This window comes from Pyxidicoccus sp. M6 (assembly GCF_055568925.1).
Map to the genome: position 1 here is coordinate 7,381,547 of NZ_CM145714.1, position 17,072 is coordinate 7,398,618.

17 protein-coding genes are annotated in these 17,072 nt (G+C 69.2%); 15 read left to right on the top strand and 2 right to left on the bottom strand.

All coding sequences use genetic code 11. The annotated features are described in order from the left end of the window. Positions 1 to 41: 41 nt before the first annotated feature. The gene (locus tag ACVTJA_RS28990; RefSeq protein WP_465824461.1) at positions 42 to 1,214 is read left to right on the top strand and encodes a hypothetical protein; all 1,173 of its coding nucleotides are present in this window, start codon (positions 42 to 44) and stop codon (positions 1,212 to 1,214) included. 50 nt (positions 1,215 to 1,264) lie between these two features. Here ACVTJA_RS28990 and ACVTJA_RS28995 read toward each other — a convergent pair whose 3' ends face one another. Then, on the bottom strand, positions 1,265 to 1,669 hold the full coding sequence (locus ACVTJA_RS28995; protein ID WP_465824463.1) for a phosphopantetheine adenylyltransferase: 405 nt from the start codon (positions 1,667 to 1,669) through the stop codon (positions 1,265 to 1,267). Positions 1,670 to 1,699: 30 nt separating this feature from the next. Between ACVTJA_RS28995 and ACVTJA_RS29000 the strand changes: the two genes are divergently transcribed. Next, positions 1,700 to 2,515 carry a helix-turn-helix domain-containing protein gene (locus tag ACVTJA_RS29000; protein ID WP_465824465.1) on the top strand — a complete coding sequence of 272 codons (816 nt, stop codon included), beginning with the start codon at positions 1,700 to 1,702 and terminating at the stop codon, positions 2,513 to 2,515. 727 nt (positions 2,516 to 3,242) lie between these two features. Then, positions 3,243 to 3,947: a trypsin-like serine peptidase gene (locus ACVTJA_RS29005; RefSeq protein ID WP_465824467.1), complete on the top strand. Its 705-nt coding sequence runs from the start codon at positions 3,243 to 3,245 to the stop codon at positions 3,945 to 3,947. A gap of 105 nt (positions 3,948 to 4,052) precedes the next feature. Here the strand turns inward: ACVTJA_RS29005 and ACVTJA_RS29010 are convergent, their stop codons facing one another. Beyond that, positions 4,053 to 5,087: an aldo/keto reductase gene (locus tag ACVTJA_RS29010; RefSeq protein WP_465824469.1), complete on the bottom strand. Its 1,035-nt coding sequence runs from the start codon at positions 5,085 to 5,087 to the stop codon at positions 4,053 to 4,055. A gap of 245 nt (positions 5,088 to 5,332) precedes the next feature. Here ACVTJA_RS29010 and ACVTJA_RS29015 point away from each other — a divergent pair, with 245 nt between their 5' ends. The 12 genes from ACVTJA_RS29015 (at position 5,333) to ACVTJA_RS29070 (ending at position 17,036) form a co-directional block, all read left to right on the top strand. Then, positions 5,333 to 7,042, top strand: coding sequence for a serine hydrolase domain-containing protein (locus tag ACVTJA_RS29015; protein ID WP_465824471.1), 1,710 nt, complete (start codon positions 5,333 to 5,335; stop codon positions 7,040 to 7,042). 645 nt (positions 7,043 to 7,687) lie between these two features. After that, entirely contained in the window at positions 7,688 to 8,533 is an 846-nt protein-coding gene (locus ACVTJA_RS29020; protein WP_465824473.1) for an HpcH/HpaI aldolase/citrate lyase family protein, read from the top strand. A 52-nt stretch (positions 8,534 to 8,585) separates the two neighbouring features. Continuing rightward, positions 8,586 to 9,818, top strand: a complete 1,233-nt coding sequence (locus ACVTJA_RS29025) for an aminotransferase class I/II-fold pyridoxal phosphate-dependent enzyme (RefSeq protein ID WP_465824475.1) — start codon at positions 8,586 to 8,588, stop codon at positions 9,816 to 9,818. 31 nt (positions 9,819 to 9,849) lie between these two features. Continuing rightward, positions 9,850 to 10,380, top strand: a complete 531-nt coding sequence (locus ACVTJA_RS29030; protein WP_465824477.1) for a MaoC family dehydratase — start codon at positions 9,850 to 9,852, stop codon at positions 10,378 to 10,380. Between the two features lie 4 nt (positions 10,381 to 10,384). Beyond that, a complete protein-coding gene (locus ACVTJA_RS29035; RefSeq protein WP_465824479.1) occupies positions 10,385 to 11,383 on the top strand; it encodes an NAD(P)H-quinone oxidoreductase in 999 nt (332 codons plus the stop codon). Further along, positions 11,376 to 11,648: an acyl carrier protein gene (locus ACVTJA_RS29040; RefSeq protein ID WP_465824481.1), complete on the top strand. Its 273-nt coding sequence runs from the start codon at positions 11,376 to 11,378 to the stop codon at positions 11,646 to 11,648. The genes ACVTJA_RS29035 and ACVTJA_RS29040 overlap by 8 nt, the downstream gene beginning before the upstream one ends. Positions 11,649 to 11,671: 23 nt before the next feature. Continuing rightward, the gene (locus tag ACVTJA_RS29045) at positions 11,672 to 13,039 is read left to right on the top strand and encodes an aminotransferase class III-fold pyridoxal phosphate-dependent enzyme (protein WP_465824484.1); all 1,368 of its coding nucleotides are present in this window, start codon (positions 11,672 to 11,674) and stop codon (positions 13,037 to 13,039) included. Continuing rightward, positions 13,036 to 13,452 carry an acyl-CoA thioesterase gene (locus ACVTJA_RS29050; RefSeq protein WP_465824486.1) on the top strand — a complete coding sequence of 139 codons (417 nt, stop codon included), beginning with the start codon at positions 13,036 to 13,038 and terminating at the stop codon, positions 13,450 to 13,452. The genes ACVTJA_RS29045 and ACVTJA_RS29050 overlap by 4 nt, the downstream gene beginning before the upstream one ends. Continuing rightward, on the top strand, positions 13,401 to 13,931 hold the full coding sequence (locus ACVTJA_RS29055) for a 3-hydroxyacyl-ACP dehydratase FabZ family protein (RefSeq protein WP_465824488.1): 531 nt from the start codon (positions 13,401 to 13,403) through the stop codon (positions 13,929 to 13,931). The genes ACVTJA_RS29050 and ACVTJA_RS29055 overlap by 52 nt, the downstream gene beginning before the upstream one ends. Continuing rightward, positions 13,925 to 15,046 carry a beta-ketoacyl-[acyl-carrier-protein] synthase family protein gene (locus ACVTJA_RS29060; protein ID WP_465824490.1) on the top strand — a complete coding sequence of 374 codons (1,122 nt, stop codon included), beginning with the start codon at positions 13,925 to 13,927 and terminating at the stop codon, positions 15,044 to 15,046. The genes ACVTJA_RS29055 and ACVTJA_RS29060 overlap by 7 nt, the downstream gene beginning before the upstream one ends. Further along, on the top strand, positions 15,043 to 15,627 hold the full coding sequence (locus ACVTJA_RS29065; RefSeq protein WP_465824492.1) for a coronafacic acid synthetase: 585 nt from the start codon (positions 15,043 to 15,045) through the stop codon (positions 15,625 to 15,627). The genes ACVTJA_RS29060 and ACVTJA_RS29065 overlap by 4 nt, the downstream gene beginning before the upstream one ends. Next, the gene (locus tag ACVTJA_RS29070) at positions 15,624 to 17,036 is read left to right on the top strand and encodes a class I adenylate-forming enzyme family protein (RefSeq protein WP_465824495.1); all 1,413 of its coding nucleotides are present in this window, start codon (positions 15,624 to 15,626) and stop codon (positions 17,034 to 17,036) included. Before ACVTJA_RS29065 ends, ACVTJA_RS29070 begins: the two co-directional genes overlap by 4 nt. The last annotated feature ends 36 nt before the right edge of the window (positions 17,037 to 17,072 follow it).

Sequence of the window (17,072 nt, forward strand, 5' to 3'; positions counted from 1 at the left end):
CATACGCTCCGGCGTTACCCAGGTACCACCCGGAGCCCACCATGCGCACGCGTCACGTCGTCCAGGCCACGCTCGCGGTCCTCGCCCTGCTCACGCCGCTTTGGGGCCACGCACAGCTCCTGCTGGAGCGCGTCGGCCCTACATCTGCCGCAACCGCCACCCTGCACCGGGGTGAGCGCGTCGGCTTCTCCGCGCGGGCCACCAGCCCGGCCGGTGGGCTCCACGGCTCCGAGTGGTATCTCGGCGGCAGCTATCTCGGTGCGCAGTACCGCACCTCGCTCCCGGGCTCCACCGAGTACGACGCCACCTTCTGGCGCGGCATCAACTTCCCGACCCTGGGAACGTTCCGCGTGGAGGCCCAGGCCTTCGACCGCTCCGGCAACTACAGCGGCCCCGCCGCGTGGACCCTCAACGTCGTCGAGCGTCCCCGGTTCCTCTATGTGGACCAGACGGACACGCTGCTCGACTCGCCGCAGGCCACCCAGGATGCGTTCTGGAGCTTCGTCGCCGCACACCGTATCAACCAGCTCGGCATCTACCGCCTCAACCAGATTCTGGGGAATGCCACCCGGACAGCGGCGCTGCGCGCGTTCATCACCCGGGCCCATGCGGCGGGCATCTCACGCGTCTTCGCCATCGTCTCGACGCCGGCCAACGTCTCCACCGTCCGCTCCTACCTCGACGACTCCGCGACTCCGGGCACTGCGCGGTTCGACGGACTGCTGACGGAGCACGAGTTCTGGAACGGAACGACGTCCGCCGACCTGCGCTGGGGCGACTACCTCCGCCTGCTCGCCCATGTCCGGACCCTCGCCGATGAGAAGGGCCTCCTGGCGGCGACGTACGTGGGCTGGTTCTCCGCGGAGGAGGCGCGCAGCCTGCGCGAGCTGGTCGACGTCGTCTTCCTTCACGCCTACGTGGCGACGCCCGCCAATGCGTATCCGTACCTCGTGACACGCCTCGAATCCCTCTCGCGCGAGTGGGGCCGCCCCGTCCAGGTGTGGCCCATCTTCTCGGCCGAGTGCGACTTCTCCGGACGCTGGTTCTCCGACAACCGCTACACGGATGCGCTTGAGCTCGCGGAGACCACGGTGCTCGATGCGTACCGCGCCGATGACCGCACCTTCCGCAATGGGCTGCGCGTCGCGGGCTTCGCCTACTTCGCGCGGACCCACCTCACCACCGCACTCGGTGGCGCGGCGTGCGGACCCTGATGCGGGCCCTGTCCGTGCCCTCTATCGGGTAACCAAGGCGCGCGGTCGACTCACGGCACTCCGGTGGACTGGGGCTCGGGCACTGGGTTGTCCAGCAGCGCGGCGATGGCCAGCAGCGCCAGTGCCGCGACGTCCGTCGCCGCCACCCGTCGGAGCTCCGGGGTGAGCCCGGGAGTCATCAGGTACAGCCCCAGGAAGCTCAGCTTGCTGATGACGGCGAAGGCCAGTGCCGGAAGCCGCATGGAGGGAGCGAAGGCAGCGGCCCCCAGGCCCAGGCCGACACATGCGAGCAGCATGGCCCGGTGGCGCATCAGCAGGGCCATGGCGCCACCGTCGACGCCGATGCCGTACAGGACTACCGTCCGGTCCGGCAGCAGGGCGACGATGCCGGGGATGAGGTTCACAGCGCCCACGACCAGCAGCAGCAATGTCGCGGCCAGCGTCCTGATGTCCATGTCGTAGCTCCCTCGAGCGTGGTGGAGCCCATGTCCTACGGCATCGCCTCACGCCCCCGCTTTCAAGAACCGGCTACCGCGGCGCCGGTGGTCTTCCTGTCCGCGGTCCGCTCCGCGTATGTCGGCCCGTCGCTACGCCTCGCGCCGCACCGGAACGCGGTGGCCTGTGTCGTTCTCAGCCTGGGCGAGCCATTCACCCTGGCGACCGGAGGCAGTCAGCGAGAAGCCCGCTCCGCTCTCATCCCGCCCAACACGCACCACCATCTGACGGCCGGGAGCGGTGCCATCGCATTCCTCTACCTGGACCCGGTGGACATCGCCGCCACGGGAGGGCCGGGGTGGCGCCAGCACACCCGGAGCGGGGTGTTGCTCGAGCATGCCGGCACGGCGGAGGCCGTCGCGGCCCTGTTACGCCTTGGGGCCGCGAAGCCGGCGGCGGCGGGACGGCGGGTCCTGGACGTCCTCGGCGGCATGGTGGAGCCGTCGAGGACGCGCGCGGACCGGAGAATCACGTCGGCGCTCCGGAAGCTGGAGCTGGTGGTGGAGGGACTGGATGCCGCGGAGTGCCGCCTCGACCGCGTGGCCGCGGGCCTGGCGCTGTCCGTGTCCCGAGCCCAGCACCTCATACGGGAGGTGACCGGCGTGCCGTTCCGGCGCTACCGGACCTGGGTCCGCATGCGGGTTGCGGCCCGTGCACTTGCCGAGGGTGGAACCCTGACCGAGGCCGCCCATGCCGCCGGCTTTTCCAGCGCCGCCCACTTCAGCACGGCCTTCCGCACGATGTTCGGACTGCCGCCGTCCGCCCTCGTCTCGGCGGGGACCCGCTTCATCGTGCTCCCGGCCTGACAGGTTCAGGGGCTGCGGCGCGAGATGCTCCCGCATGCTTCGGGGCACCCAAAGCAGTCTTCATGCCACCTGCTGCAGGTTCATGCGGGACGGGTCGCCCTGCCGTCGGGGCTCACCCTTCCCTCTTCGACAGCCAGTATCAATGGGCACCGCCACGACCACGCCAGGTTCCAACAGCCACGCGCGACGCAGCGACATGCCTCCCGCCGCTCACTGTGTCCATATAGAACCCAGAACACACCGGGCACGCCTTGCTCGTGTAGAAAACGTCATGAGCTTCGCAGTGCGACAAGAGCTGGCCGGGAACTGCGTCAGCCTCGATAACGCACAAGCTGTCCTCGACGACGAAGTCAGGGACCCGCTGTACGAAACCCGGGATGTCGCTCCACCCCATCATTCGAGACAGCTGAAGCCACGAGCCCTCGGACTTCTTGTTCACCACGAGCCCCATGGCCTCAGACATGGAGAGCCCGAGCTCCTGAACACACCACTTCACGACTCCAGCCAGCGTTCCGCCGCGAAAACGACCATGAACAACAAAATACGCAGGCGACTCCACGTTCACCTCTTGGGCCCAACCAATCCACCGTCCCAAGAATAACCTTGCAAGCGAAGTCCCTGGAAAGTCGCGGTCAGCGGCGGGTTTCACAGGACCTTGCATCCAGCGTCAGGAGGAAGGGGCTCCTTCGGGTCCCCTTGAACCTGATGACTTGCAAGGACCTCCGCCATGGCCCCCACTCTCGCGCCCGTGCAGTACCCGTACACCGTCGTCGGCGTGCTGGAGATTTTCTACGAAGAGCTCGGAGTGACGAAGAAGTGGGTCGGTACCGGGTACCTCCTGAAGACGGCGGCGTATCCGAACCGCAAGGACATCGTCCTGACCGCCGCCCACAACCTCGTCTACCTGCGGAAGGCGGGGCTGCAGGAGGTCCACTTCACCGTCTACGGGGACCGCGACGTCCACACCATCGCCACGCGCGACAACGGAACCCTCCGGTACGCGATTCCCGACGGCTACGACAAGCACCCGGACAACCCCGCCTTCGACTTCGCGGTGATGATTCTCGCAGGGAAGGCAGGCGGCTCGAATGCGCCCCTGTCGCTGACCACGGTCGGTGAAACGCTCCAGACGGCCGCGACCATCGCTGGTGGCCTGAGCGCGAAGGTGAAGGACGGCGACCGCAAGGTGTACCGCAGCGCCGTGACGGCCGAGAAGAAGAGGAACACCGTGCTGTACTACGCGGCGGACGCGACCGCTCATGGCATGAGCGGCGGCCCCGTGCTCGTCGAGCGGAGCTCCACGTGGACGTCCATCGGCGTCGTCACCGGAACGGGAGACGTGGATGGCACCCTCAAGGGAATCGCGACCCCCATCTTCGAGGAGACGGCGAGGATGATCGACGCGTTGATCGTGACCTCACTCGCCGGCTGACGCCGGAGCGCGGGGTGCTGGGAACGAGGAACGACAGGACTCCCAGCATCCTGGCAACCGTCAGCTCCTGCTCGAAGGGGTCCGGCAGGCTCCGGTGCGTGATGGTCAGGGCGTTGGGAACGGGTTGCGCTCCTTGAACTGCCGCTGGTGCCAATACGGGTAGGCCGGTGCCACGGCGCTGGCGGCATCGAGCTTCGCCACCTGCTCCGGCGTCAGGTTCCAGCCAATGGCACCCAGGTTCTGCCTCAGCTGCGTCTCGTCACGCGCGCCGATGATGACGTTGGCCACGGTGGGCCGCTGGAGCAGCCAGTTGATGGCAATCTGTGGCACCGTCCTTCCCGTCTCCTTCACCACCTCGTCCAGCGCGTCCACCACGCGGAAGAGGTACTCCTCCGGCACCTGCGGGCCGCCCTGTGCCGTGACAGCGTTCTGAAGGCGCGTGCCCTCTGGCAGCGGCTGGCCCCGGCGAATCTTCCCGGTCAGGCGGCCCCAGCCCAGTGGGCTCCACACCACCGCGCTCACCTTCTGGTCCAGGCCCAGCGGCATCAGCTCCCACTCGTAGTCCCGGCCGACGAGCGAGTAGTACGCCTGGTGGGCCACGTAGCGCGCCAGGTTGTAGCGCTCCGACACGGCCAGCGACTTCATCAGGTGCCAGCCCGAGAAGTTCGAGCAGCCGATGTAGCGGACCTTGCCCGCGCGCACGAGGTCATCGAGCACGTTGAGCGTCTCCTCCACCGGCGTGACGGCGTCGAAGCCGTGCAGCTGGAAGAGGTCGATGTAGTCGGTGCCGAGCCGGCGTAGGCTCGCCTCGACGGCGCGGAGCAGGTGGTGGCGCGACGAGCCCACGTCATTGGGCCCCTGGCCCGCGCGGAATGTCGCCTTGGTGGAGATGATGACCTGGTCCCGCCGGCCGCGAATGGCCTTGCCCAGGATCTCCTCGGCGAGCCCGTTCGAGTACACGTCCGCCGAGTCGAACATGTTCAGCCCCGCCTCCAGGCAGATGCTGACGAGCCGCGTGGCCCCCGACTCGCCGCTGGTGCCGAAGCCCTGGAAGAACTCGTTGCTGCCGCCGAAGGTCGCGGTGCCGAAACTCAGCACGGGGACCTTGAAGCCTGAACCGCCCAGCTGTCTGAACTCCATGTCGTGGACCCTTCCTTGCCCCTGGGTGTGCGCCCTCGACTATCGGGGCCCGGCACGGGACGCAAGGAGAGCCATGCACGTGCGCAGGTAGCAACACTGCGTCAAGTCGGGCCTGCGTATGGCCGCCCGTTCGCTGCACACGGGTGCCCGTTCGCCGCATGCCCGTCACCACCGGCTGAACATTCCCCCACATGGTGCTCGCGCGGGCTCTGTCTCTTGCAACCCCGTTGCCACAGAGGCACGCCATGCCACGCAAGTCACTCGTGTCGTCGTTCCTGCTCCTCGGTCTGACGTTCGCCCCCGCCCTCGCCGCCGCGGGTGAAGGCGCCGAGCGTCACCAGGGCTCGCTGCCCGCCGAGCGCCACAAGCAAGTGGACGCCATCTTCGCGCCATGGAGCAGCAAGACCATGCCCGGCTGCGCCGTGGGGATTTCCCGCGACGGCAAGCTGGACTACGCGCGCGGCTACGGCATGTCGAACCTGGAGTACGACGTACCCATCACGCCGCAGTCCGTCTTCCACACTGGCTCCATCACCAAGCAGTTCACCGCGTTTGCCATCGGGCTGCTGGCGCAGGAAGGCAAGCTGTCGCTGGGCGACGACATCCGCAAGCACCTGCCGGAGATGCCCGACTTCGGCAAGACGATCACCATCGCCCACCTGATGCACCACACCAACGGCCTGCGCGAACAAGGCCAATTGCTGAACCTGGCCGGCTGGCGCGGCGAAGACCTGTACACCGAAGCGGACGTCCTCTGGGCGTTGACCCGGCAACGCAGTCTGAGCTTCGCTCCGGGCTCGGAGATCGTGTACGGCAATGCCGCGTACACGCTGCTGGGCGTCATCGTGCGGCGCGTGTCCGGCAAGTCGCTGCGAGCGTTCGCCGACGAGCGAATCTTCAAGCCACTCGGCATGGCCGACACCCATATCTACGACGACCACACCGCGCTCGTGCCCCGGCGAGCATCGGCCTACATCCCCCGCGAAGGCGGCGGCTGGCGGATCAGCGCCCCCCATAACGACTCGGCCAAGCTGTTCTCCACGATTGTCGACCTGCTGAAGTGGGAGCAGAACCTGCTCGACGGGCGCGTCGGCGGGCCGGAACTGATTGCGTTGATGCAGACCTCCGGCAGGTTGAACGACGGCACCGCCACCCTCTACGGCGGCGGCCTGCATCTGGAGGATCATCGCGGCCTGCGCATGGTGAGCCACGACGGCATGGACGGCGGCTACCGCTCGGACGCCATCCTCTTCCCAGACCAGCGCCTGTCCATCGTCGCGTTGTGCAACAACAGCACGATCTCGCCCTCGGACCTCACGCGGAAGGTGGCCGAGGTGTATCTGGGCGGGCTCCTGAAGAACGTGATGCCGCCCGCCGTGAAGGTGCCGGAGGCGGAGCTGTTGGCGCTGGTCGGCAATTACTGGAGTCCCTTGACGGATGCAGTGGTGCGGCTGGAGCTCAAGGACGGAGCGCTGCGCCAGGTCGGCGAGCCCACGGCATTCGTGCCCATCGGCAATGGCGCGTTCCGCCCGGGCGAGTCGATGCACGTGTGGCGCTTCTCGAAACCGGTGGCCAATGCCCCGCGCGAGTTGAGCATCAGGGACACCTGGCCGACGACGAGGGACTTCATCCGCGTGACCGCACCCATGCCCACGGACTCGGCACTGGCAGCGTTCGCCGGGAAGTACCGCAGCGACGAGGTCGACATGACCTACACGGTGCGCGTCGCGGACGGCAGGCTGGCGATTCGCTGGCCACGCCGGGACGAGGTCATGCTGGACGCCATCGGCGGGGACCGCTTCGTCTGCTCGCTCGGCACGGTGACGTTCACGCGGGCGGCATCCGGTGGAATCGACGGCTTGACGATCAGCCATCGTCGCATGCGCCGTCTGCGCGCGGAAAGGCTCCCGGTCGCGGAGGCGCAGCGCGCGGAATCATCGAGCGGAGTCCGTTGACTGTCGCGGCAGCCGTTGTCACCCCAGTCGGTGCCCCGTGAGCCGCGGACGATGAGGACCTCGTCCGCATCCGTGGGCATGGGCTCCAGGTCCCTCTGGCGCTGCGCGTCGAAGGACCTGTAGAGCGAGCTGCCGAAGATGCCGGGGTTGAGCCCTCGGCAAGGCAGTGCTTCAGGCGTCGAGACTCGTGGCCTTCGCCCGCGAAGTCACCGCCCGCCACTGCCCGTCTCACAGTACGTAGAAGTGCGTATGGCGATGGTGTCGGTCGAGCTTTCGATCGCGCCAATGCCCGCCCAGGTGTCCGGCTGCACCACCGCCGCTCCCCGCGCCCACCACTCGACGCCTGGCACATCCGTCAACGGCCCGCCCTGCCCCCGCTGCATCACCGTTCCGCGGGCCCTGCTTCCGGGGTGCAAATCTCCGGAGGCGTCAAAAACACATATCAAAACGTAGAGACACGTATGTCTATGTGAAAAGACATATCAATGATTTTCGGCAATTATTTGCATGTCTCGCTTGACGCCTCGGAATGACGGGAGTACTCAGAAACTCATCCAGCCATCGCGCCTCGAGCGGACCGCCCATGTCTCACCGGGCCGTCTCGCCACGGGTGCGCGCAGGGCAGGCCCTTCCCCGGAGGCAGCCATGAAGTTCACCCGGTATTGCCGCTCCATCCTGTTCACTCCAGCGTTGGCCGTGGACCGTTTCTCACGGGGGCAGCAGTCCGGCGCGGACATCAGCCTGGTGGACCTGGAGGACTCCGTGGCGGCCAGCCACAAGGACGCCGCGCGGCAGCACGCGGAGGCGTTCTTCTCCGTCCCTCGCGGCCCAAGCCGCCTCGCGATCCGCATCAACACTGTCACCCGTCCCGAGGGCCTCAAGGATTTGCTCGCCCTGCGCGCCTATGCCGTGAAGCCCGACGCGGTGCTCGTCCCCAAGGTGGAGTCACCGAGGGACCTCGAGATCGTCGAGCAGGTGCTCGGCCCCGCCTGCGCGCAGGTGGACCTGCTCGCCCTGGTGGAGACGCCGCGCGGGGTGGAGAACGTCCACGCCATCGCCTGCGCGACACCGAGGCTCAAGGCGCTCGTGTTCGGCTCGGCGGACTTCTCCTTCAGCATCGGCGCGTCCCTCTCCTGGGAGCCGCTGCACTACGCGCGCTCCCGGCTCGTCACCGCGGCGCGGGCCGCCAACGTGCAGGTCGTCGACTCGCCGCTGTTCGACATGGCGGACGTGGAGGGCCTGCGCCAGGAGTGCCGGCTGGCCCGGAGCATGGGCTTCAGCGGCAAGGCCGCGGTCCACCCGCGCCAGGTGGAGCTCATCAACCAGGCCTTCTCTCCGGACGAAAACACCCTGCGCAAGGCGCGGAAGATCGTCACCGAGAGCCAGGCCCGCGACTTCAACATCTGCGTGGTGGAGGGGACCATGATGGGTGCCCCGTTCATCGAGGCGGCGAAGCGCACGCTCGAGGAGTTTGGCCCCCAGGAGGGCTGAACCCCGGCGCGTCCCCCACCCCGCAGGCCATCTGCCCCCAGGAGGAGTCCACATGGAAGCAAGCAGCGCGCAGAGCGTCTTGGGTCCCCGGCGCTACCGCAACAACGAGAAGCTCATCGCCGTGGGCGACCGTGGCTGGCAGCACGCCGCGGAGAACGGGCTCATCGGCATCAAGGTGGACTTCAAGTCGAACAACCAGCTCATCGACACCCGGACGGGCCACGAGTTCATGACGCTGTGCTCGTGCTCGTACCTGGGCCTCAACCACCATCCGAAGATCCTCCAGGGCTCCATGGACGCGCTGCGGGAGGCGGGCACCAACAGCCTGGCCATGTCCACCCTGCGCATCCGCCTGAACATGATGGCGCGCATGGAGGAGGGGCTGAGGGACTTGTACGGCTGCCCCACCCTGCCGGGAGCCACGTGCAGCGCATTGACGGCGGGCATCCTCCCGCTGCTCGCCTCCGGCCACGTCACCGAGGACGGCCAGCCACGGGTCATGGTGTTCGACCGCTTCTGTCACTTCTCCATGGCCTACATCAAACCCATCTGCGGCGATGAGAGCCTGGTGCTGACGAGCCCGCACAACGACCTCAACTACCTGGAGGACGTCTGCAAGAAGTACCCCCGCGTGGCCTACGTGGCGGACGGGGCCTACTCCATGGGCGGGCTGGTGGCGCTGGAGGGACTGCTGCAGCTCCAGGAGCGCTACGGGCTGTTCCTCTACATCGACGACTCGCACTCGCTCTCCATCACCGGCGAGCGTGGCGAGGGCTACGTGCGCTCACGTCTGAAGATGAACCCGCTGACGATGATTGTCGCGTCGCTGGCCAAGGCGTTCGGCAGCTCGGGCGGCATCGCCATGCTGGGCAGCGAGAAGATCTTCGACTTCCTCTACCGGAACGCGGGGCCGCTGGCCTGGTCGCAGAATCTCCAGGTGCCCTCGCTGGGCGCCTCGCTGGCCAGCATCGAGCTGCACCGCTCGCCCGAGCTGCGCCAGCTCCAGGACCAACTGCAGCGCAACATCCAGCTCTTCGACAGCGAGTTCCCCTCGGCGCACGCCGGCAACGGCATGCCCATCCGCCTCATCCAGGTGGGCGAGGAGGAGCGCGCCATCCGGCTGTCCTCGGAGCTGTACCAGCGGGGCTACTACTGCTCGGCGGTGTTCTTCCCCGTGGTGGCCCGGGGCGAGGCGGGAGTGCGCGTGATGATGCGCGCGGACATGACGCAAGAGCAGGTCCGCACCTTCTGCGCCGACGTGAAGGACATCCTCTCCCACTTCTGACGCCCGCTCGTGGGCCACGAGGACATGCACCATGGAGGGCACCGGAATCACCGGCTACAAGCAGGTTGGTCCCCAGCGGTACCGGGAAGTCATCGGCTTCCACTTCGAGGACTTCACCGAGGGCGACGTCTTCGAGCACCGGCCCGGCAGGACGGTGACGGAGGCCGACAACGTCCTGATGAACACGCTGAGCATGAACCCGTCGCCGCTGCACCTGGACGCCGCGTACTGCGAGCAGACGGTGTGGGGCCGGCCGCTCATCTCCAGCCTGGTGACGTTCAGCATCGTCTGCGGGATGAGCGTGCGCAGCACGAGCGGTAGGGCCACCGCCAATCTCGGCTGGGACAAGATCCGCCTCACGCATCCCGTCTTCGCGGGGGACACCCTCTACGCGGAGAGCCGCATCCTGTCGAAGCGGCTCTCCACCCGCCGGACGGGCGAGGGAATCATCACCTGCGAGACGGTGGGCCTCACGTCGAAGGGCGAGGTCTTCCTCTCCTTCGAGCGCAGCTTCCTGGTGCCCACCCGCGAGCGGGCCGTCGAGGAAAGGGCGAGGTACTGACGCCATGCGGGCCGTCATCTTCGAAGGCTCCGGCGGGCCGGAGGTGGTGAAGCTGCGCGAAGTCCCCAGGCCGGTGCCTGGGCGAGAGGCGCTGCTGGTGAAGGTGCATGCCACGGCGCTCAACCGCGCGGACCTGCTGCAACGCCAGGGCGAGTACCACGTCCCCGAGGGCCAGTCCTCCATCCCCGGCGTGGAGATGGCCGGCACCGTGGAGGACTGGGGCGAGGACGTGAAGGGCTTCACCCGGGGACAGCGTGTCTTCGGCGTGGTGGAGGGTGGCGGGCTGGCCGACTACTGCCTGCTGGACCAGGGCATGGCCAACCCCATCCCCTCCTGCTTCAGCTTCGCGGAGGCGGCGGCGACCGCGGAGTCCTGCCTCACCGCCAACGAGACGCTCTTCGCGCTGGGACAGCTCCAGCCGGGACAGGCGGTGCTCATCCACGCGGCCGCCAGCAGCATCGGCACCACCATGGTGCAGATGGCCCGGCACGCGGGGGCCACCACGTACTGCACGGTGGGCACGTGGCCGAAGGTGGAGGCCCTGCGCGCGCTGGGCGCCGACGCGGTCTTCAACTACCGGGAGCAGGACTTCGTCCGCGAGGTCCTCCGCCTGACGCGCGGCGAGGGCGTCCCGCTGGTGATGGACTTCGTGGGAAGCGCATACCTGGAGCGCAACCTGTCCGTGCTGGCGCATGAGGGGTGCCTGGTGCTGGTGGGGCTCCTGGACGGCATGACGGCGCAGGTGGACCTGCTGCGCGTCGTGCAGCGGCGCCTGCAGCTCAAGGGCTCGTCGCTGCGACTGCGGCCCATGCGCGAGAAGCGCGAGGTGAATGAGCGCTTCCGCCAGCGGTGGATGGAGGTGCTCGCCCGGGGCGAGCTGCGTCCCGTCATCCACGCGCGCTACCCGCTGGAGGACGTGGGGGCGGCGCTGGCGGACATGGAGGCGAACCGCAACATCGGGAAGCTCGTACTCACACTCGAGAGGAACTCCAGCCATGCATGAAGAGCTGACGGAGAGCATCAAGAAGATTCTCATCAACAACCTGTTCGTCGAGCTCCCCCCGGAGCAGATCGGCGCGGATGACGGCCTGCAGTCCGTCATCGGCCTGGACTCGGTGGGGTTCCTCGAGCTGCGCGTCATCTGCGAGGACGAGTTCAACGTCCGCATCTCCGACGAGGACTTCAACTCGGACAACTTCCGCACGGTGAAGCAGATCGTGTCGCTCATCGTGAGCCTGAAGACCCAGTCGCAGGGGGGCGCGTGGTGAGGGTGCCCGCGCCAGGTGGAAGGTTGGACGCCGCGGAGCTGGAGCGGCTGCGCGCCGGTCTGTCCCTGCACATGGACCACTACGGCGGCGGGCGCCTGCCCTTCGCCTGTCTGCAAGCGCGTGGGCTCGTGCAGCGGATGGTGCCGCTGGAAGGTGAAGACGCGGGCCGGGTGCTGGAGGTGCTGGACGCCAGCGGCGGCTACGCCAGCGCGTGCCTGGGCGCGGGCCATCCCTGCCTCCAGGAGGCGCTGCGGGAAGGCCTCGCGCACGGCTACGTCACGGACGAGCTGGGCTCGCTGGAGCGCACGCGGCTGCTGGAGGAGCTGTTCGGCCCCGGAGGCCGCTGGGCGGACCGCTTCCCGGGAAGCGAGTACCACGCGAGCGGCCGCAACTCCGGCTCGGAGGGGTTGGAGCTCGCGCTGCGGCTGGTGCTGGAGTCCGGCTTCGACCGGCGGCGTCTGACGGTGAAGGCGGGACACGAGACACGGCGGACCGTCCTGGCCTTCGAGGGCGCCTGGCATGGGTGGACGGGCGGCCTGGTGCCCCTGCTCAACCGCCGGCACTACCGGGTGGGCCTGCCTCCGCCGGCCACCGAGCCGCCCTTCGGCCTGGACGTGGCATTCCTTCCCTTCGGCCAGGTGGAGGTCCTGGAGCGCTTCTTCGCTGAGCAGGGCTCGAAGCTGTCCGCGGTGTTCGTCGAGCCCATCCAGGGTGACGCCGGAATCCTCGTGCCACCGCCGGGATATCTGCGGCGGCTGGCCGGGCTGTGCCGCGAGCACGGCGTGCTCCTGGTGGCGGACGAGGTGCTCACCTTCGCGAAGACGGGCCGCTTCTTCGCCATGACGGATGACGAAGGGCCCATCCCCACCGACATCACCGTCATCGGAAAGAGCCTGGGCATGGGCGCCGTCTCGACGTCCATGGTCATCGCGCGGCGCGAGCTGTCCGTGCGCTCCAGCGGCGCGGTGTCCACGTCGGACCTGCGGCCCCTCACCTCCGCGCTGATGCGCGCCGGCCTCCGGTACCTCGAGGAGGAGCGCCTCATCGAGCGCGCTGGAGCGCTGGGCGAGGAGCTGCGCGCCCGGCTGCGGCGCGACGTGGTGGAGGCCTTCCCGGAGCTGTTCCTGGAGGTCCGCGGCCTGGGCTACATGAACGGCATCGAGCTGACCGAGCGCGCCGCCGGCGGCCTCACCCGGCTGCGCCACCGGCTCCTCGAGGCCGGCGTCTTCGTGGAGTTCATGGCCGGAGCGGGCCGGCGCTCCCACGGGCTGCGCTACCTGATGCCCGCCATGCGCATCGCCCCGCCGCTCATCGCGGGCGAGGACGACCTGCGGCTCATCGTCGAGCGCATCCGCGAGGGGACCCGGAGCTTCATCGAGGCGGAGTCATGACGTCCCTGCGCCACCGGGTGGAGCACGTCGACACCGATGCGTCCGGGGTCGTCCACTTCTCGCGCTACGCCTCGCTGCTGGAGACGGCGGCGCTGGAGGAACTGGAGCGCCGGGGCACGGGGCTGGGGCTGCTCGAAGGACAGGGATTGGATTTGCGCGTGCGCGAGCTGCGCATCACGTACCGCGCCGCCGCGCGCTTCCAGGACTGGCTGCGACTGGTGGCCAGCCTGGAGCACGTGGGCCCCGCGAGTCTGAAGCTGGGTGTGAAGGTCTACCGCGAGGGCCAGGAGCCCGAGCCGGTGCTGCTCGCATCAGGAAGTCTGGACATGGCTGTCATCCACCGAGAGAGCGGAGTTCCCTCATGCATTCCACAAACCCTCAGCGCCGCCCTCAAGCCGTCACCCTCCCCGTGAGCGAAGCGGCGCGGCAGCCCAGGCCCCTGGGCTTCACCGAGCTGCGCCAGTGGCTCCGCCACCGGCACCCGATGATCCTCCTGGACCGCATCGTGGACCATGAGCCCGGGAAGTTCCTCGACGCTCTCATCTCCATCTCGGGGAACCTGGACTGCATCGCGGGCCACTTCCCCGAGCGCGCCATCTACCCAGGCAGCAACCTCATCCAGGCCTTCGCCCAGGCGGGCATCATCCTCTACCAGATGAGCACGTCGATGCTGGCGGAGGATGAGCTGACATTGATTGGCTCGGTGGAGAGCCGGTTCCTCCAGGTCGTCGTGCCGGGTGACCAGGTGCTCCTGCGCGTCCAGGTGAGCCGCCTGGCCGGAGGCCTCTTCGTCTACTCGGGCAAGGCGACGGTGGAGGGCCGACGTGTGGCGGCGTTCCGCGCCAGCCTCGTGCGCACCAAGGTCTCGGAGCTGGGCTCGCCGCTATGGTAGCGCCCGTCGTGGTGAGTGGGGCCGCGTGGAGCACGGCCCTCGGCCACGGGCTCGGTGACGTGTGGCGGCGGCTGCTGGCCGGCGAGCACGGCTTCGTCGAGGTGGCCTCTCCGCGCCGGTTGAGGAACGCGCTGGCCGCGGCCATTCCTCACGCCAGTGACGGCCCCGCGGCGCGGCTGCGGCGTCTCGCGGTGGAGACGCTGCGCCATGCGCTGACCGAGGCAGGGCTTGAGGCGGGCAGTCCCCGCACGCGCTTCGTGCTGGGGACGAGCCTGGGAGCCTGGCTCGACGAGCCGCGCGAGCGGGAGGCGCCGCTCCATGCCTGGGCGGATGATGTGGCTCGCACGGTGGGGGCGTGCGCGGCACCGGTCTGTCTCTCCACGGCGTGCTCCTCGGGCGCGGATGCCATCCTCGTGGGCGCGGAGCTCATCCGCTCCGGTGCGGCGGACGTGTGCGTCTGCGGCGGCGTGGATGTCCTCACGCAGAGCAAGCGGCTGGCGCACTCGGCGCTGTCCACCATGTCCCCTACCCGGCCGCGTGCCTTCGACGTCCGGCATGACGGCATGCTGCTGGGCGAGGGCGCTGGCTTCCTCGTGCTGGAGTCCATGGCTCATGCGCGGAGCCGCTCGGCGTCGCTGCTCGCCGTCTTCCGGGGAGCGGGCTCGGCCAACGACGCGGCGAGCATGACTTCTCCGGACCCCGACGCCATGGGGGCCCGGCTGGCGATGGAGCGCGCTCTCTCGGACGCGGGGGTGGCGCCAGGAGACATCGGGCTCGTCAACGCTCACGGCTCGGCCACGCCCGCCAATGACCGCGCGGAGGCAGAGGCCTTCCGCGCTGTCTTTGGATCGGGGCCGCGCCCGCTGGTCTTCGCGACGAAGGGCGCCTTCGGCCACACCCTCGGCGCCACCGGCGCCATGGAGGCGATTGCCCTCATCCTCGGGCTGCGCGAGGGCGTGGTGCCTCCCATCGCCAGCCTGGAGCAGCCCGACGCGGACTTCCCCTGCCCGCTCCCCATGGGCCGGCCGGTGCGGCACGAGGCGCGAATCGGACTGAGCCTCACGCTCGGGTTCGGAGGCTTCGACACCTCGCTCGTCTTCGAGGTCCCTCGATGAGCCTGTCTCCTCTCGCGAAGACGTCCCTCGTGATCCGTGGCAGCGCGGCGGCATGGGGCGATGAGCCCAACCCGTACGCGGCGCGGGTGAAGGCCTCCGTGCGCTATGCGGACCCGATGGCCTGGGCCCTCGTGCTCGCCATTGGCGAGGCCACCGAGTCGCTGGGCGAGGACTTCCGGGGCGCGGTGGAGCGGTGCTCGCTCATCCAGGTGGGCCCCGAGGCTCCAGCGGAGGCCCTGTCCCAGGCCGCGAGCGAGGCGCTGCGCGGCATTGCCTCGCCCATCCGCTTTCCCGCCGCCACCCCGAGCGCGCCCACGGGCCTGGCCTGCATCGTCCATGGCCTCCGCGGGCCGACGCTCGCCCTGACCCTGCCCGTGGCGGAGGGAGCCGATATCGCCCTGGCGCTCTCCGCCGCCTGGCTCGCGCGAGGCGTCGTCGACTACGCGCTCATCGGGACGGCGGCTTCCGTGCCCGGCGGCCCACCCCGCGCCGCCTGTGCGGTGCTCTCGCGGGGCAACGGCCCGGGCGTGGCCCCGGCGCTCCTGGTGAAGACCCTTCTCCCCCGAGCCGCGCACCCATGACTGAAACCGCCACGGACCTCGCGGGCATCTCCCTGCCATCCATCCAAGCGTTCCTGGACCGCGTCCGGGACCTCACCACCGAGTCCGGCGCCCCGGCGGAGTTCTCGGTGGAGCGGCTCGCGGCCTCCTGGCGAACACATGGCCTGCGGCCGGGGGATGTCGTCCTGCTGGCCCTGCCGAACGGGGCGGAGCTGCTGGCCCAGGTCTTCGCGATCCTCGCCGCACGAGGAGTGCCCGCGCTGGTATCTCCCTCCGCGCCCGCCGCGCGGCAGCACGCGCTCGTGGAGTCGCTCCCGGCGCGCGCACTGGTCGCCATGCGCCGCCCGGCACCTCATGCCCGGGACGTGGAGCGCTTCGCGCTGGGCGGGGCCGAGGTGGCCCTGTTCCCCGACGTGCAGCCGCCGGGCGCCCAGGCCGGAGAGATGGTCCTGCTCACCTCGGGCACCTCTGGCTTCGCCAGTGGCTGCGTGTTCGACCTCGACGCCCTCTTCCGGAACGCGAACCGTCACGCGGACGCCGTGGGCCTGCGCGCCGGGGACACCGTGCTGGTGCACCTGCCGCTCTATTACTCGTACTCCATGGTCGCCCAGGCCTTCGCCTCGCTGCTGCGGGGCGCGGACCTGGTCATCAGCGGGCCTCCCTTCCAGCCCGCCGCGTACCTGCGACTGCTGGCCGAGCACGGCGTCACCGTGTCCGCCCTGACGCCGCTGCTGGTGCGCTCGCTGCTCCAGCAGGGCGGAGTCTTCCCAGAGGAACTGCGCTCCCTGGGCGTTGGCGGGGACGTCCTCTCTCCGGAGCACGTGACGCGGCTGCTGCGCTCGCGGCCCCGAGGGGAGCTGTACCTCACCTATGGCCTGTCCGAGGCCGGGCCGCGCGTCGCCACGCTGGCGGCCCATGCCGAGCCGGCCCACCGCTTCGCCTCCGTGGGCCTGCCGCTCCCGGGGACGCAGGTGTCGCTCGTCCCCCGGGGCCCCGGCGGCCAGAAGGAATTGCTGGTGTCCTCGGACACGCTGATGAAGCGGCGCATCGGACTGGTGGAGGGCGAGAAGCTGAACGCCTGGCGTGGCCCCCGCCTGCTGGCCACGGGGGACATCTTCGACATCGACGCGGAGGGCTACCTGTACTTCCAGGGACGGCTCTCCGACTTCATCGTCCGGGGCAGCGAGAAGATCTCCATGGCCTCCGTGCGCCGCCTGGCCACCACGCTTCCCGGCGTGCTCACCGCGCGCACCCAGGTCGTCCCCGGCGCGGAGGGAGACGACTACGAAATGATCCTCACGGTGGCGGACGAGGGGCGCTCCACGGACCACGTGTCCGAGGCGCTCTCCCGCCTCCTGCGGCTCGCGGAGCGTCCACGACGCATCCAGGTCGTCTCCGCTGACGGCGCCACCGCCGCGCTTCACAAGTGAGCCGGTGACGCCACGCGTGCCGCGGTCTCCCCAAAC

Coding starts and splice junctions, on each gene's coding strand:
- ACVTJA_RS28990 (WP_465824461.1), top strand. CDS start 42: ATGCGCACGCGTCACGTCGTCCAGGCCACGCTCGCGGTCCTCGCCCTG.
- ACVTJA_RS28995 (WP_465824463.1), bottom strand. CDS start 1,669: ATGGACATCAGGACGCTGGCCGCGACATTGCTGCTGCTGGTCGTGGGC.
- ACVTJA_RS29000 (WP_465824465.1), top strand. CDS start 1,700: ATGTCCTACGGCATCGCCTCACGCCCCCGCTTTCAAGAACCGGCTACC.
- ACVTJA_RS29005 (WP_465824467.1), top strand. CDS start 3,243: ATGGCCCCCACTCTCGCGCCCGTGCAGTACCCGTACACCGTCGTCGGC.
- ACVTJA_RS29010 (WP_465824469.1), bottom strand. CDS start 5,087: ATGGAGTTCAGACAGCTGGGCGGTTCAGGCTTCAAGGTCCCCGTGCTG.
- ACVTJA_RS29015 (WP_465824471.1), top strand. CDS start 5,333: ATGCCACGCAAGTCACTCGTGTCGTCGTTCCTGCTCCTCGGTCTGACG.
- ACVTJA_RS29020 (WP_465824473.1), top strand. CDS start 7,688: ATGAAGTTCACCCGGTATTGCCGCTCCATCCTGTTCACTCCAGCGTTG.
- ACVTJA_RS29025 (WP_465824475.1), top strand. CDS start 8,586: ATGGAAGCAAGCAGCGCGCAGAGCGTCTTGGGTCCCCGGCGCTACCGC.
- ACVTJA_RS29030 (WP_465824477.1), top strand. CDS start 9,850: ATGGAGGGCACCGGAATCACCGGCTACAAGCAGGTTGGTCCCCAGCGG.
- ACVTJA_RS29035 (WP_465824479.1), top strand. CDS start 10,385: ATGCGGGCCGTCATCTTCGAAGGCTCCGGCGGGCCGGAGGTGGTGAAG.
- ACVTJA_RS29040 (WP_465824481.1), top strand. CDS start 11,376: ATGCATGAAGAGCTGACGGAGAGCATCAAGAAGATTCTCATCAACAAC.
- ACVTJA_RS29050 (WP_465824486.1), top strand. CDS start 13,036: ATGACGTCCCTGCGCCACCGGGTGGAGCACGTCGACACCGATGCGTCC.
- ACVTJA_RS29055 (WP_465824488.1), top strand. CDS start 13,401: ATGCATTCCACAAACCCTCAGCGCCGCCCTCAAGCCGTCACCCTCCCC.
- ACVTJA_RS29060 (WP_465824490.1), top strand. CDS start 13,925: ATGGTAGCGCCCGTCGTGGTGAGTGGGGCCGCGTGGAGCACGGCCCTC.
- ACVTJA_RS29065 (WP_465824492.1), top strand. CDS start 15,043: ATGAGCCTGTCTCCTCTCGCGAAGACGTCCCTCGTGATCCGTGGCAGC.
- ACVTJA_RS29070 (WP_465824495.1), top strand. CDS start 15,624: ATGACTGAAACCGCCACGGACCTCGCGGGCATCTCCCTGCCATCCATC.